General features: G+C 56.6%; 12 protein-coding genes. 6 read left to right on the top strand and 6 right to left on the bottom strand.

All coding sequences use genetic code 11. The features are described 5' to 3' along the window. Nucleotides 1–3: 3 nt before the first annotated feature. Genes pqiA through rlmKL form a run of 3 tightly spaced genes read right to left on the bottom strand, consistent with a single transcriptional unit; the run spans nt 4 to nt 5,299 of the window. Nucleotides 4–1,257, bottom strand: coding sequence for a membrane integrity-associated transporter subunit PqiA (gene pqiA / locus OTG14_RS03370; protein WP_024907769.1), 1,254 nt, complete (start codon nt 1,255–1,257; stop codon nt 4–6). Nucleotides 1,258–1,270: 13 nt separating this feature from the next. Then, a complete protein-coding gene (locus tag OTG14_RS03365; protein ID WP_061715629.1) occupies nt 1,271–3,178 on the bottom strand; it encodes an ABC transporter ATP-binding protein in 1,908 nt (635 codons plus the stop codon). A gap of 12 nt (nt 3,179–3,190) precedes the next feature. Further along, complete coding sequence (gene rlmKL / locus OTG14_RS03360) at nt 3,191–5,299, bottom strand: bifunctional 23S rRNA (guanine(2069)-N(7))-methyltransferase RlmK/23S rRNA (guanine(2445)-N(2))-methyltransferase RlmL (protein ID WP_008499936.1); 2,109 nt, start codon at nt 5,297–5,299, stop codon at nt 3,191–3,193. Nucleotides 5,300–5,397: 98 nt separating this feature from the next. On the opposite strand from rlmKL, the gene OTG14_RS03355 reads away from it, so the two are divergent. Continuing rightward, on the top strand, nt 5,398–6,507 hold the full coding sequence (locus OTG14_RS03355; RefSeq protein WP_267214583.1) for a YcbX family protein: 1,110 nt from the start codon (nt 5,398–5,400) through the stop codon (nt 6,505–6,507). On the opposite strand, the gene zapC is transcribed toward OTG14_RS03355, so the two are convergent. Together zapC and pyrD are read right to left on the bottom strand one after the other, a co-directional pair. Further along, complete coding sequence (zapC, locus tag OTG14_RS03350) at nt 6,504–7,046, bottom strand: cell division protein ZapC (RefSeq protein ID WP_023311020.1); 543 nt, start codon at nt 7,044–7,046, stop codon at nt 6,504–6,506. The two genes, OTG14_RS03355 and zapC, sit on opposite strands and share 4 nt — an antisense overlap. A gap of 166 nt (nt 7,047–7,212) precedes the next feature. Further along, nucleotides 7,213–8,223: a quinone-dependent dihydroorotate dehydrogenase gene (gene pyrD, locus OTG14_RS03345; RefSeq protein WP_267214582.1), complete on the bottom strand. Its 1,011-nt coding sequence runs from the start codon at nt 8,221–8,223 to the stop codon at nt 7,213–7,215. Nucleotides 8,224–8,471: 248 nt separating this feature from the next. Between pyrD and ssuE the strand changes: the two genes are divergently transcribed. The 5 genes from ssuE to ssuB are packed head-to-tail and all read left to right on the top strand — an operon-like array spanning nt 8,472 to nt 12,712. Continuing rightward, nucleotides 8,472–9,047, top strand: a complete 576-nt coding sequence (gene ssuE, locus OTG14_RS03340) for an NADPH-dependent FMN reductase (RefSeq protein ID WP_023335146.1) — start codon at nt 8,472–8,474, stop codon at nt 9,045–9,047. Beyond that, on the top strand, nt 9,040–10,002 hold the full coding sequence (locus OTG14_RS03335; RefSeq protein WP_090417507.1) for a sulfonate ABC transporter substrate-binding protein: 963 nt from the start codon (nt 9,040–9,042) through the stop codon (nt 10,000–10,002). Before ssuE ends, OTG14_RS03335 begins: the two co-directional genes overlap by 8 nt. Then, nucleotides 9,999–11,144, top strand: a complete 1,146-nt coding sequence (ssuD, locus tag OTG14_RS03330) for an FMNH2-dependent alkanesulfonate monooxygenase (RefSeq protein ID WP_024907776.1) — start codon at nt 9,999–10,001, stop codon at nt 11,142–11,144. The genes OTG14_RS03335 and ssuD overlap by 4 nt, the downstream gene beginning before the upstream one ends. Before the next feature lie 9 nt (nt 11,145–11,153). Next, entirely contained in the window at nt 11,154–11,945 is a 792-nt protein-coding gene (gene ssuC / locus OTG14_RS03325) for an aliphatic sulfonate ABC transporter permease SsuC (RefSeq protein ID WP_090417509.1), read from the top strand. Beyond that, on the top strand, nt 11,942–12,712 hold the full coding sequence (gene ssuB / locus OTG14_RS03320) for an aliphatic sulfonates ABC transporter ATP-binding protein (RefSeq protein ID WP_090417511.1): 771 nt from the start codon (nt 11,942–11,944) through the stop codon (nt 12,710–12,712). The genes ssuC and ssuB overlap by 4 nt, the downstream gene beginning before the upstream one ends. A gap of 49 nt (nt 12,713–12,761) precedes the next feature. Here ssuB and pepN read toward each other — a convergent pair whose 3' ends face one another. Continuing rightward, the gene (pepN, locus tag OTG14_RS03315) at nt 12,762–15,374 is read right to left on the bottom strand and encodes an aminopeptidase N (RefSeq protein WP_090417513.1); all 2,613 of its coding nucleotides are present in this window, start codon (nt 15,372–15,374) and stop codon (nt 12,762–12,764) included. Nucleotides 15,375–15,614: the final 240 nt, after the last annotated feature.

Here is a 15,614-nt window from a genome sequence, read left to right as displayed (position 1 = left end):
CTCTTACTCTTCCTCATGGCTTGATTCAGGCTCACGATCCCACGATAAACGAGGGTCGAAGGTCATGGCCGCAAACATGGTCATAATCACGACCAGTGCAAACATTAAAGCCCCCATCGCGGGATAAATACTCATCAAACCGCCCATCCGCACCAGTGCAGAGAGAACGGCGATGACAAACACGTCAATCATTGACCAGCGTCCGACAAACTCGACCACTTCATAAATCAGGTGCATGCGTTCGCTATCGCGTTTTCCATGCCCTTTCGCATCCCAACAGAGCCAGGCAATGGCAATCATTTTTAAGGTGGGCACCATAATACTGGCGATAAAGATGACGCCGGCGACCGGATAAGAACCTTCGCCCCAGAGCAGTATCACCCCGGCGAGGATCGTCGAGGGCATTTTGTCACCGAGCAAATCGGTGATCATGATCGGCAGAATATTGGCTGGCAGATACAGCATGATGGATGTGACCAGCAGCGCCATCGTCCACTGAAGGCTATTTTTACGGCGTACGTGCCCCTTTGTTTCGCAGCGCGGACAAACGTCGAGATCGGCGGGCAGCACGGCGGTGCAGCATGGGCAAGAACGCAGCCCCTGACGAATACCGGGTACGCCGACCTTCACCGTCTGTGCAAGCGTCGGCGCTGGCGCGATATCGTCCCACGCCCAGCGCCTGTCCACGCACTGGAAGGCACGCAGCTGCAGAACGCAGTACAGACACCAGGGAATAAAGCTGCTGCCAATCCCCACGTCGCCGTATGCCATGAGCTTCACGAAGCTGACCAGAATCCCCGCCAGAAAGATCTCGGCCATCCCCCAGCTTTTGAGTTGAAAAAGGATACGCGCCAGTCGGATTTTCAGCGGTGCCGGCATCCTGACGCGGTTGACCAGCAAAAGGATAACGACCAGGCAAAAAGCCGGGACTATCTGGACAAACAGGAGAAAAAAGGTACCCAGGCTGGCGTAATCTTCCGAGAACATCACGCCCGGAATTTCAAGCAAATCTACCTGGCTGGTGATCCCCCCCACCTTCATATAGATGAAGGGGAAGAGATTGGAGAGCAGCAGCATGAACAATGCTGCCAGAGCGTAAGCAGTGGGACGCTGCCGCGGCGCGTCCCACTCGGTTGTCAACGTCGCACCGCAACGTGGACACAGGGCTTTATGTCCGTGACCAAGCTCTGGCAACGCCACGAGCATATCGCATTGCGAGCATAAAATATGCCTGTCGGCATGGTGCTGGTCACACATATGTTATCCCTGTTTATGCGCCGTTTTTCAGAGACTCAAGGTACTCCCAGCGCTCAAATGCTTCTTCCAGGGCTTTTTCAGCCGCGGACATTTCTGACAGTACTTTCTGAGTATAGTCATGCGATTGAGTAAAGAATGACGCATCAGCAACCTGTTTTTGCAGATCCTCAAGCGCGGCTTCCAGCTCTTCAAGACGCTGCGGTAGCCCCTCCAGTTCGCGCTGCAGGTTATAGCTTAGTTTAGCCGAGGTTTTCTTGACAGTTTCTGCTTTTGTTACAGCAGGTTCAGAACTTATTTTGGACTTTGACTGTTTCTGCGCCTGAGACTGCAATTGCTGCCCTTTTGCATCATGATAACCGCCTACGTATTGTCCAATTCGCCCTTCACCTTCGAAGATCCAGCACTCGGTCACGGTGTTGTCCACGAACTGACGATCGTGGCTGACCAGCATCACGGTCCCCTGATAGCCGTCAATCAGTTCTTCGAGCAATTCCAGCGTTTCGACATCGAGGTCGTTCGTCGGTTCATCGAGGATCAGCAGGTTGCTTGGCTTAAGGAACAGGCGCGCCAGCAGAAGGCGATTTCGCTCACCGCCGGACAGCGCGCGCACCGGCGTCATGGCGCGTTTCGGATGGAACAGGAAGTCCTGCAGGTAGCCCAGCACGTGACGCGGCTTACCGTTTACCATCACCTCCTGCTTACCTTCGGCGAGGTTGTCCATCACCGTACGGTCCGGATCCAGCTCCGCGCGGTGCTGGTCGAAGTAGGCGACCTCCAGCTTGGTCCCGCAGTGAATGCGGCCGCTGTCGGCCTGCAGCTGGCCCAGCATCAGTTTCAGCAGCGTGGTTTTACCGCAGCCGTTCGGGCCGATGAGCGCAATTTTATCGCCACGCTGCACCTGCGCGGAGAAATCGTTCACCAGCACTTTACCGTCAACCTGATAGTTGACGTTTTCCATTTCGAAGACAATCTTGCCGGAACGGGAAGCCTCTTCTACCTGCATTTTGGCGCTGCCCATCACTTCACGGCGTTCGCTGCGCTCGCGACGCATCGCCTTCAGGGCACGCACGCGGCCTTCGTTACGGGTACGACGGGCTTTGATGCCCTGGCGGATCCAGACCTCTTCCTGCGCCAGCTTGCGGTCGAACTCGGCATTCTGCAACTCTTCCACGCGCAGGTTTTCTTCTTTCTCCAGCAGATACGTATCGTAATCGCCGGGATAGGTCACCAGCTTGCCGCGGTCGAGGTCGACAATGCGCGTCGCCATGTTGCGAATAAACGAACGGTCGTGCGAGATAAAGATGATGGTGCCGCTGAAGGTTTTCAGGAAACCTTCCAGCCAGTCGATCGCTTCGATATCCAGGTGGTTGGTCGGTTCGTCCAGCAGCAGCACCTTCGGCCCGCTGACCAGCGCGCGGCCCAGGGCCGCTTTACGCAGCCAGCCGCCGGAGAGCGCCGACAGCTCCATATCGGGTTCCAGACCGAGCTGCGCCAGTACTTCATTAATGCGGTTTTCAAGCTGCCACAGACCGTGGTGATCGAGCATCTCCTGCACTTTCGCCAGTTCGTTGAGGTTTTTGTCGCTCGGATCGGTCATCACCAGATGCGAAATCTCGTGATAGCGCTTCAGGTATTCAGCCTGCTCGGAGATCCCTTCCGCCACGAAATCGTAAACGCTGCCGGTCACGTGACGCGGTGGATCCTGCTGCAGGCGGGAGACAATCAGATCCTGCTCGTAAACAATACGCCCGTCATCCAGACCCTGTTCACGGTTGAGGATTTTCATCAGCGTGGATTTACCCGCGCCGTTACGGCCCACCAGACAGACGCGCTCGTTATCTTCGATATGCAGTTCTGCATTGTCGAGAAGCGGTGAGTCGCTGAAAGAGAGCCACGCGCCGTGCATACTAATTAAAGACATTTATTTTTCCTTTCAGACCGCGGTAATCAACCAGCAGTTATGGATTTGACGGTTACGGGCAAAGTCCTGAGACAGCGTTTTTTGGCTGATTTCTTGTGCTTTCAGTCCCAGGGCTGCTAAGCCGTCATGATCCATACGGAAGCCGCGTTTGTTGTTCGAGAACATAATGGTGCCGCCTTTGCGCAGCAGGCGCTTCAGGTCGGTCATCAGGCGCAGGTGATCGCGTTGTACATCAAAGCTATCTTCCATACGCTTGGAGTTGGAGAAGGTCGGCGGATCGATAAAGATCAGGTCAAACTGCTCGTCGGTGTCGCGCAGCCAGCCCAGCACGTCAGCCTGCATCAGGCGATGCTGACGTCCGGTTAAGCCGTTAAGACGAAGGTTGCGCTCCGCCCATTCCAGATAGGTGCGGGACATATCCACCGTGGTGGTGCTGCGCGCGCCCCCCAGACCGGCATGCACGCTGGCGCTGCCGGTATAGGAGAAGAGATTCAGGAAGTCCTTGCCTTTACTCATCTGGCCCAGCATGCGTCGGGCGATACGGTGGTCGAGGAACAGACCGGTATCCAGATAGTCGGTCAGGTTGACCCACAGGCGCGCGTTGTATTCGCCCACTTCGATAAAGTCGCCCTTCTCGCCCATCTTCTGATACTGGTTTTTCCCTTTCTGACGCTCGCGGGTTTTCAGCACCAGCTTGTTCGGCGCAATGCCGAGCACGGCGATGGTGGCCGCGATAACGTCCAGCATGCGCTGACGCGCTTTTTGCGCATCAATGGTTTTCGGTGGCGCATATTCCTGAATCACCACCCAGTCCGCGTAGCGGTCAACCGCCACGTTGTATTCCGGCAGGTCGGCATCGTACAGGCGATAACATTCAATGCCCTCCTGCTTCGCCCACTTCTCAAATTTCTTCAGGTTCTTGCGCAGGCGGTTGGCGTAATCTTCCGCCACGCCGGACGGCTTGCTGTCGGCCGCCTTCTCCGCCAGATGGTAGTTCTTCTGCACGCAGTCCAGCGGGCCGTTTTTGGCCTTAAACTGGCGATCGGCGCGCAGCTGGAGGCAGCTCAGCAGCTCCGGCGAGGCGCTAAACAGAGACAGGTTCCAGCCGCCGAAGTGGTCCTTCATATTGCGGCCCAACAGGCTGTGCAGGGCAATCAGCGCCGGCTCGCTGTCGAGACGCTCGCCGTATGGGGGGTTACTGATCACGGTACCGTACGGGCCTTTCGGCAACGGGTTGGTCAGGTTCGCCACGTCTTTCACTTCGAAGGTGACCAGCTCGCCGATACCGGCGCGACGGGCGTTGCTGCGCGCGCGTTCAATGACGCGCGGGTCGCTGTCCGAACCATAAAAGTGGGAGGTGTACTCTGCCAGGCCTTTGCGTGCGCGGGTTTGCGCGTCGTCTTTGACCTCTTTCCAGAGCGCTTCATCGTGCTGTGCCCAGCCTTTAAAGCCCCAGTGACCGCGATGCAGGCCCGGCGCGCGATCGGTTGCCAGCATGGCCGCCTCAATCAGCAACGTACCGGAACCACACATCGGATCGAGCAGCGGCGTGCCCGGCTGCCAGCCGGAGCGCATGACAATGGCAGCCGCCAGCGTTTCTTTAATTGGCGCCATACCGGTACGATCGCGGTAGCCGCGCAGATGCAGGCCTGCACCGCTCAGATCAAGAGAGATGCTCGCCGTGTCACCGTTCAGCCAGACGTTAATACGCAGATCGGGGTTTTCACGATCGACGTTCGGACGTTCCTTATTTTTACGCGTGAAGCAGTCCACAATGGCGTCTTTTACGCGCAGGGCACCGTACTGGCTGTTGCGGATCTCGTCGTTCACGCCGTTGAAATGCACCGCAAAGGTGGCATTCGGGGTGAAGATCTCTGTCCAGTCGATCATCTGTACGCCGGTATAGAGGTCAAGGTCGCTATAAACCTTGCACTCCTTCATCGGCAGCATGATGCGCGACGCCAGGCGACTCCACATCAGGCTCTGGTAAATAAGCCGCGTGTCGCCCTCAAAATGGACACCACCCTGAACCACCTGGCACTCTTGTGCGCCCAGGCTTTCCAGTTCAGTTTTTAACAGCTCTTCCAGCCCACGGGCCGTACTGGCAAACAGAGAATTCATATCGTCACTTTTACTCTTAGAAAATTGTCGCGCATTATAGCTAATATGGCGTGTATGTCATAAAGTTGAAGGCTTATTTTCATTTGTGGGAGTGTGCAGTGGCGACGTTATCCAGGCTTTTTATTCATCCGGTGAAATCCATGCGCGGCATCGGCGTCTCTCACGCGCTGGCCGACATGAGCGGATTCGCCTTCGATCGTATTTTTATGGTCACCGAGCCTGACGGTACGTTCATTACCGCACGCCAGTTCCCGCAGATGGTTCGCTTTACCCCTTCCCCGCTTCATGACGGTTTGCACCTGACCGCGCCGGACGGTTCCAGCGCGGTGATTCGCTTTGCGGATTTTGCGCCCGTCGATGCGCCAACGGAAGTGTGGGGCAACCATTTTACCGCGCGCATCGCCCCGGATGAGATTAACCGCTGGCTGAGCGGCTTCTTCTCCCGCGACGTGCAGCTGCGCTGGGTTGGGCCTGAACCGACGCGACGCGTGAAGCGCCACGACGCCGTTCCCCTCTCCTTCGCCGATGGCTTCCCGTTCCTGCTGACTAACGAAGCCTCGCTGCGTGATTTACAAGGCCGCTGCAAAGCCAGCGTTCAGATGGAACAGTTTCGTCCGAACCTGGTGGTGACCGGTGTCGACGCCTGGGACGAAGACACCTGGAAAGTGATCCGCATTGGCAGCGTCATCTTTGATGTCGTAAAACCCTGTAGCCGCTGCATTTTCACCACGGTGAGCCCGGAGAAAGGCCAGAAGCACCCTTCCGGCGAACCGCTGAAGACGCTGCAGTCATTCCGCACCGCGCAGGACAACGGCGATGTGGATTTCGGTCAGAACCTGATCCCGCGCTCCAGCGGTGCAATCCGCGTCGGTGATGAGGTAGAGATCCTTGCCCGAGGGCCTGCAAGAGTGTACGGCTCAGGTCAGGAAGAAGAAATGGTCGACGTTGTGACGAATGTCGCCTCTGCGGTAGATATTCACTGGCAGGGAAACATCATCCGTGGCAACAACCAGCAGGTATTACTGGAGCAACTGGAGCAGGCAGGTATTCGCGTCCCCTATTCCTGTCGCGCAGGCATTTGCGGATGCTGCCGCATCAGGCTGGTGGATGGCGAAGTAAGTGCGTTGAAAAAATCGGCAATTGGAAATGACGGCACAATTCTGTGCTGTAGCTGCATACCGAAAACGTCCGTACAGCTGGAAGCTTAAACCGCCTGTTCGAGGCTGAAAGAATCTACGCGCAGCTGTGGCTTCAGCCTGTCGTTCATCACTTTAATGGCATCGCCAAGCTGCATCGTCCGCCCGGCAATGGTTACGCCGGGCTGGGCCAGCAGGCAGAGCGCAGCATTTTCACCAGGCTCAACCACCAGCAGGCTTACCTCTTCTGCGGTATCGCTCAGATTGACGCTCGCCGCGTCACCCGTTGCCGGGGTCCAGCTCATACCGTGCGCAAGAAAATGCCAGCTTTTTGGCATTTGCGGTTTCAGGAAGCGGATAGCCACCAGCGCATTTAATACCAGCTCGGCACGCTGCTCTTTAGAAAGCACCAGATCGCGGCATTTTTCTTCGAAAGAGAAATAAAGCGCCGCATCGTCAACGCAAAAGCCCGACGGGGAAAACGCGTCCGGGGTTAACATTCGGCGGGCGAAACGAGAGCGAAACAACATGCCATTGGCTAAATCGAGCATCATTCGATCATGCTCGTCGCAAAAATACCAGCGCCAGTTATCGTCAGGTTTAATTCGCATGTTTCTCTCCCGTCCCCGAAACGTCCTGTACTAAAAATGTCCTGATCGCCGCTTCGTTTATAACACCATTAATAAAAGACTATAATGTCTAAATAAGCAACAGTGACGGAATATAAAACAACCAGGGCTGGAAATAAAGCCCTGGTTGTCTGATTAAGAGAAAAGATTAGATATGAGTAACGATTTCTTTAATCAGCGGCGGTCCTTTAAAAATAAAGCCGGAATAGATTTGCACCAGTGACGCACCCGCCGCCATCTTCTCGCGCGCAGCAATCACGGAGTCGATGCCACCGACGCCAATAATCGGCAGGCGTCCTTTTAATTCCGCAGACAGGGCGCGAATAATCTCGGTGCTTTTTAATTGTACCGGACGTCCGCTTAACCCACCCGCTTCGTCACAGTTTTTCATTCCCTGCACGAGGGAGCGATCGAGGGTGGTATTGGTTGCAATCACACCATCAATATTATGGCGAACTAAACTGTCGGCAACCTGGATCAATTCTTCGACAGAAAGATCCGGGGCGATCTTAACCGCGACCGGAACATATTTATGGTGGATCGTCTGGAGTTCATTTTGCTTATTTTTAATGGCACTCAGAAGATCGTCCAGCGCTTCGCCATATTGTAAGGAGCGCAACCCCGGAGTATTGGGTGAAGAAATATTCACCGCAATATAACCGGCATAGGCGTAGACTTTTTCCATACAAATCAGATAGTCATCTTTACCCTGCTCGACCGGCGTGTCTTTATTTTTGCCGATATTGATGCCCAGAATTCCGTCAAAGTGGGCTTTTTTAACGTTCTCAACAAGGTGATCAACGCCAAGGTTATTAAAGCCCATGCGGTTGATCAGCCCTTCGGCTTCAACCAGGCGGAACAGGCGCGGCTTGTCATTTCCCGGCTGCGGGCGCGGCGTGACGGTCCCGATTTCAATAGAGCCAAAGCCCATCGCGCCCAGGGCATCAATACACTCGCCATTTTTGTCCAGACCAGCCGCCAGACCCAGCGGGTTTTTAAAGGTCAGACCCATGCACTGCACAGGTTTTACCGGGACATGCTGGCGCACCAGCGCGGCCAGCGGCGTTCCGGTAATACGACGTAATTGCTGCATTGTAAATTCATGAGCGCGCTCAGGGTCGAGCTGGAAAAGAGCTTTACGAACGAAGGGGTAGTACATGAACTCTCCTGGATTCCCGGTGTGCAAACCGGGAGGGGATTATGGGCGATCCACGCGCGAAAGGGAATTGACCTGCGGCAAAAAATCAGCGTAAAACGCAATCGTTTACCTCCCTGTCTATTTCTTATGCACTTTTTCGCATTTTAATTGCAGATAAATCATTTAGTGGAATAACCGCGCGGTGTCACACTCCTGAAAATTGTTATGAATGTTAGATAAAAGCAAACAATTAGTTATAAGGAGGAAGTATGCGCGTCATTACCCTGGCCGGAAGTCCACGATTCCCTTCGCGCTCCAGCGCCCTGCTGGAATATGCCCGCGAAAAACTCAATGCCCTAGATGTGGAAGTGTGCCACTGGAACCTGCATAACTTCGAACCTGAAGATCTGCTTTATGCCCGTTTCGACAGCCCTGCGCTTAAAACGCTCATCGAGCAGCTTAACGGCGCTGACGGCCTAATTGTGGCAACGCCCATTTATAAAGCCTCTTTTTCCGGGGCGCTGAAAACCCTGCTCGATCTGCTTCCGGAACGTGCCCTGGACGGCAAAGTCGTGCTGCCGCTGGCAACAGGCGGTACGGTTGCCCATCTACTGGCCGTGGATTATGCCCTGAAGCCGGTGCTGAACGCATTGAAAGCGCAGGAGATCCTCCACGGCGTTTTCGCCGATGACTCCCAGGTTATCGATTATCAACATAAACCTCATTTTACGCCGAACCTGCAAACCCGCCTCGATACTGCCCTGGAAACCTTCTGGCATGCTCTGCACCGCAGGGATATCCAGGCGCCGGCGTTTGGTCAGCCTCAAGGAGTCGCACATGTTTAAAACGTTAACCCGTATCGGCCTGGCAGGTCTGATGGCGCTTTCCTCGCTGGCCCATGCCGCAGAAACGGCTCCGGAAAGTTTACGCATTGGCTATCAGAAAGGCAGCGTCAGCATGGTGCTGGCGAAAAGCCACCAGCTTCTGGAAAAACGCTTCCCGGACACCAAATTCTCCTGGGTGGAGTTCCCGGCTGGCCCGCAGATGCTGGAGGCCCTGAACGTCGGCAGTATCGATCTCGGCAGTACGGGTGATATTCCGCCGATATTCGCCCAGGCGGCGGGAGCGGACCTCGTCTATGTTGGCGTTGAGCCGCCCAAACCGAAGGCCGAAGTGATTCTGGTGCCAGAAAACAGCGACATTAAAAGCGTCGCCGATCTTAAAGGGCATAAAGTTGCTTTCCAGAAAGGTTCCAGCTCACACAACCTGCTGCTGCGTGCCCTGCAAGAAGCCGGACTCAAGTTCACTGACATTCAACCTGTTTACCTGACGCCTGCCGACGCGCGCGCCGCATTCCAGCAGAAGAACGTTGATGCCTGGGCCATCTGGGATCCGTACTACTCCGCCGCATTACTGCAGGGCGGCGTTCGCGTGCTGAAAGACGGCACCACGCTGAAGCAGACCGGTTCGTTCTATCTGGCCGCGCGTCCTTATGCGGAAAAGAACGGCGCATTTATTCAGGGCGTACTGGATTCCTTTACCCAGGCCGATGCGCTGACCCAGACCCAGCGCCAGGAGAGCATTACCCTGCTGGCGAAAACCATGGGCTTACCTGAGCCGGTGATCGCGAGCTATCTCAACCACCGTCCACCGACCACCATCACGCCCGTGGACGCCCACGTCGCCGCGCTTCAGCAACAAACGGCTGACCTTTTCTATCAAAACCACCTGGTGCCGAAACAGGTCACTATTCGCGAACGCATCTGGCAGCCCGCAGGCAAAGAAGGAGCTAAATCATGAGTCTGAATCTTTTCTGGTTTTTACCCACCCACGGTGATGGACACTATCTTGGTACAGAAGAGGGTTCGCGCCCGGTTGACCACGGCTACCTGCAGCAGATTGCGCAGGCGGCGGACCGAATCGGTTTCACCGGGGTGCTGATCCCGACCGGACGTTCATGTGAAGATGCCTGGCTCGTGGCCGCGTCGATGATCCCGGTCACCCAGCGTCTGAAGTTCCTGGTTGCGTTACGCCCGAGCGTTGTCTCCCCCACCGTGGCGGCGCGTCAGGCGGCAACGCTGGACAGACTGTCCAACGGCCGCGCCCTGTTTAACCTGGTGACGGGCAGCGATCCGCAGGAGCTGGCGGGCGATGGGGTATTTCTCGACCATACCGAGCGCTATGAAGCCTCCGCCGAGTTCACCCGCGTCTGGCGACGTCTGCTGGAAGGTGAAACCGTTACCTTTGAAGGCAAGCATATCCACGTTCGCGACGCGAAACTCTACTTCCCGCCGGTGCAGCAGCCGCGCCCGCCGCTCTATTTTGGCGGATCGTCGGATGTGGCCCAGGATCTGGCGGCAGAGCAGGTCGATCTCTATCTGACCTGGGGCGAACCGCCTGCGCTGGTGAAAGAAAAAATTGCCCAGGTCCGCGCTAAGGCGGCCGCCCATGGCCGCAAGGTGCGCTTCGGCATTCGCCTGCATGTGATTGTCCGCGAAACCAATGAAGAAGCCTGGCAGGCGGCGGACCGCCTGATTTCGCATCTGGATGATGAAACGATCGCCAGAGCCCAGGCCGCATTTGCCAAAACCGACTCCGTCGGGCAGCACCGAATGGCGTCCCTGCACAACGGCAAGCGCGAGAACCTGGAGATCAGCCCGAACCTGTGGGCAGGCGTCGGTCTGGTGCGCGGCGGTGCGGGTACGGCGCTGGTTGGCGACGGCCCGACCGTGGCCGCGCGAATTAATGAATACGCCGAGCTGGGCATCGACAGCTTTATTCTCTCCGGCTATCCGCATCTGGAAGAGGCGTACAAGGTGGGCGAGCTGTTATTCCCGCATCTGGATGTCGCCATTCCGGAAATTCCACAGCCGCAGCGGCTTCAGCTTCAGGGCGAAGCCGTGGCGAACGAGTTTATTCCACGCAAAGCCGCGCAGAGCTAAGGAGTGACCATGTCTGCCACCTCACAAAAATGGCTGCTGCGCGCCGCGCCGTGGTTTTTACCCGTCGGCATTGTGGCACTCTGGCAGCTCGCGTCGTCCACCGGCTGGCTGTCGAGCCGCATTCTGCCCTCCCCGGAGGGCGTCGTAGAAGCGTTCTGGTCGCTGAGCGTGAGCGGTGAGCTGTGGCAGCATCTGGCGATCAGCTCCTGGCGCGCCGTGATTGGGTTTTCCATCGGCGGCGGCATCGGTCTGGTTCTGGGCCTGATCAGTGGCCTTTCCCGCTGGGGCGAGCGGCTGCTGGATACCTCAATTCAGATGCTGCGCAACGTGCCGCATCTGGCGCTGATCCCGCTGGTTATCCTGTGGTTTGGGATTGATGAGAGCGCCAAGATCTTCCTCGTGGCGCTGGGCACATTGTTCCCGATCTACATCAACACCTGGCACGGGATCCGCAATATCGATCGCGGTCTGGTGGAGATGGCGCGCAGCTACGGCTTATCGGGTTTTTCTCTCTTTATACACGTGATCCTGCCGGGCGCCCTGCCCTCCATTATGGTCGGGGTGCGTTTTGCGCTCGGCCTGATGTGGCTGACGCTGATTGTAGCAGAGACTATCTCGGCCAATTCAGGCATTGGTTACCTGGCGATGAACGCCCGCGAATTCCTGCAAACGGACGTGGTGGTGGTTGCCATCATTCTGTATGCCCTTCTCGGCAAACTCGCCGACGTTAGCGCCCAGTGGCTGGAGCGCAGCTGGCTGCGCTGGAATCCGGCCTACACTCTTCAGGAGGCGAAAGCATGAATACTGCACGACTGAACCAGGGAACACCGTTACTGCTGAACGGCGTGACCAAACGCTACGGCGAAAACACCATTCTTAACGGGCTGGATCTGCATATTCCCGCCGGACAATTTGTGGCCGTTGTCGGGCGCAGCGGCGGCGGCAAGAGTACCCTGCTAAGGCTGCTGGCCGGACTGGAAGCCCCTAACGGCGGCGACATTCTGGCAGGAACAACGCCGCTTTCGAATATTCAGGACGATACCCGCATGATGTTTCAGGACGCGCGGCTGCTGCCGTGGAAAACGGTTATCGACAATGTCGGGCTCGGTCTTAAGGGCAGCTGGCGGGATGAAGCCCGCCAGGCGCTGGCCGCCGTTGGGCTGGAAAATCGAGCCGATGAATGGCCTGCCGCCCTCTCGGGTGGGCAGAAGCAGCGCGTGGCGCTGGCGCGGGCGTTGATTCACCGTCCTGGCCTGCTGCTGCTTGATGAACCGCTCGGCGCGCTGGACGCCCTGACGCGAATCGAAATGCAGGATTTGATTGGATCCCTGTGGCAGGCGCACGGCTTTACGGTACTGCTGGTGACGCATGACGTGAGCGAAGCCGTCGCGATGGCGGACCGGGTGCTGTTAATAGAGGACGGGAAAATAGGTCTGGATCTGACGGTGGATCTTCCGCGGCCTCGTCGCGTGGGCTCGGCAAGACTGGGGGAGCTCGAAGCTGAGGTATTAGATCGAGTGATGAAGCGCGGGAGCACGGAGTTACAGCGAGCTAAGGCTAATGCCTGATGCCCTCACCCAGGCCCTCTCCCACAGGGAGAGGGAGGGTTAACTTATATTACGCTAACGCTTTAGCAATCTTCTCGTACAAATCACCAGACAGATTTTCCAGCCCTTTCAGCTGCTCAAGCGCGGCACGCATCTTCGCCTGACGCTTCGCATCGTAACGCTTCAGACGGATCAGCGGCTCAATCAGGCGCGACGCCACCTGCGGGTTACGGCTGTTCAGCTCGGTCAGCATTTCCACCATGAACTGATAACCGCTGCCGTCTTCGGCGTGGAACGCCGCCGGGTTGCTGCTGGCAAACGCGCCAATCAGCGAACGCACGCGGTTTGGGTTGCTCAGGGTAAAGGAACGATGCTTCAGCAGGCTGCGTACGTTGCTGAGTGCATCGGCCGCCGGGCTGGTCGCCTGCAGGATGAACCACTTGTCCATCACCAGGCCATCCTGATGCCACTTATCGTCGTACTCCTGCATCAGCGCATCGCGGCACGGCAGTTCGGCAGCAACGCTTGCGCCCAGCGCGGCCAGGGCGTCGGTCATGTTATCCGCCTCGTGATACTGCTTGCTCACCAGGGTGTTCGCCAGCTCGGTTTCACCAAACGCCAGATAGCGCAGGCAGGTGTTGCGCAGAGAACGTTTACCAATGTCCGCGTGCTCAACGCGATAAGCGTCAAGCTTGTTGGCGTTATAAATGGCGAGGAACTCGTCCGCCAGCTCAGCAGCCAGCGTACGGGTCAACGCTTCACGCACCGCCACGATCGCGATCGGATCGATAATCTCGAACAACTCCGCGATTTCAGTCGCTGACGGCAGAGTCAGAATTTCTGCGGCCAATGCCGGGTCAATCTTCTCATCCAGCAGGATCGCGCGGAACGCGTCAGCTACGTGAACAGGCAGCGACAGCGGCTGGCCCTGCTGATGACGGTTTACGTTGAGCTTGATGTAGGTCGCCAGCAGGCTTTGTGCGGCATCCCAGCGGGAGAAATCGTTACGCGCGTGACGCATCAGGAACGTCAGCTGCTGATCGCTCCACTTGTACTCCAGCTTCACCGGCGCGGAGAATTCACACAGCAGCGCAGGCACCGGCTGGAAATAGACGTTATCGAAGATAAAGGTCTGCTCGGCCTGGGTCACGTTCAGCACGTGGTGTACCGGGTGACCGCCCTTCTGCAGTGGAATGACTTTGCCTTCGTTATCGTACAGCTCAATGCTGAACGGAATATGCAGCGGGTATTTCTCTTCCTGCTCTGCCGTCGGCGGCGTGCGCTGGCTGATGGTCAGCGTGTACTGCTCGGTTTCAGGATTGTAGTCGTCTTTGACGGTAACAATCGGCGTACCGGCCTGGCTGTACCAGCGGCGGAAGTGAGAGAGATCGACATTAGAGGCATCTTCCATTGCCTGCACAAAATCGTCGCAGGTGGCCGCGCTGCCGTCATGACGCTCGAAGTAGAGCTGCATCCCTTTCTGGAAGTTCTCTTCCCCCAGCAGGGTGTGGATCATGCGGATAATTTCGGCGCCCTTCTCGTACACCGTCAGGGTGTAGAAGTTGTTCATCTCGATGACTTTATCCGGGCGGATCGGATGCGCCATTGGGCTGGCATCTTCCGCAAACTGCAGGCCGCGCATGGTACGCACGTTGTTGATGCGGTTTACCGCGCGTGAACCCAGATCGGAGCTGAACTCCTGGTCACGGAAGACGGTCAGGCCCTCTTTCAGGCTCAGTTGGAACCAGTCGCGGCAGGTGACGCGGTTGCCGGTCCAGTTGTGGAAATATTCGTGGCCGATGACGCGTTCGATATCGAGGTAGTCTTTGTCCGTTGCAGTATCGGTACGCGCCAGAACGTATTTGGAGTTAAAGACGTTCAGGCCTTTATTCTCCATTGCGCCCATGTTGAAGAAATCGACGGCGACGATCATATAGATGTCGAGGTCATATTCGAGGCCGAAGCGCTCCTCGTCCCACTTCATGGAGTTGATGAGGGAGGTCATCGCCCACGGCGCGCGGTCAAGGTTGCCGCGGTCAACAAACAGCTCCAGCGCCACCTCACGGCCTGAGCGCGTTTTGAAGGTGTCGCGCAGCACGTCGAAGTCCCCCGCCACCAGCGCAAACAGGTAGCACGGTTTCGGGAACGGATCCTGCCACTGCACCCAGTGACGGCCATTCTCCAGCTCGCCTTCACCTACGCGGTTACCGTTGGAGAGCAGGAAGGGATACAGGGTTTTATCGGCGATGATTTTGGTGGTGAAGCGCGCCAGGACGTCCGGACGGTCGAGATACCACGTAATGTGGCGGAACCCTTCCGCTTCACACTGGGTACACAGCGCCACGCCTGACTGATAAAGCCCTTCCAGCGCGGTGTTGGCAGCCGGGCTGATTTCATTCACGATGCGCAGCGTAAACTGTTCCGGCAGGTTGTCGATGACCAGCTGGTTGTTTTCTTCTTTATAGTCTGACCAGGCTTCATCATTAATATGCAGGGAGACCAGCGTCAGGTCTTCACCATCCAGACGCAGCGGCACCGCAGTTGCGCTGTGGCGCGTCACCTTGCTTACCGCCGTGACAACGGTTTTAGTGGCATCCAGGTCAAAAGTCAGATCGATTTCGCTAATCAGGTAATCCGGCGCACGGTAGTCGTGGCGGTATTTGGCTTGTGGCTGTTGTGTCATAGAAAACCTTATGCATCGTTTGTCGAGTAACGTTTCAATATATTCCTGTTGCGCAAAACGCGCTATGCAGAATGTTCATCTTTTCAGGGTCAAAACCTTTTTTTGCTACATTTGTATAACACGGGGCACAAAATGCCCTCGACCATAAAACGCGCTTATGTTGTGATCGGGGTTCAATAAATCACTAAACAAGGTATACTCCGGAGTTGTTTATTGTACTAAACGCTCCTGTGAGAGGAT

Source organism: Enterobacter pseudoroggenkampii, from assembly GCF_026420145.1.
GTDB classification, from domain to species: domain Bacteria; phylum Pseudomonadota; class Gammaproteobacteria; order Enterobacterales; family Enterobacteriaceae; genus Enterobacter; species Enterobacter pseudoroggenkampii.
The sequence above is the reverse complement of the archived record's forward strand: the minus strand, read 5'-3'. Positions and strand labels throughout refer to the sequence as shown.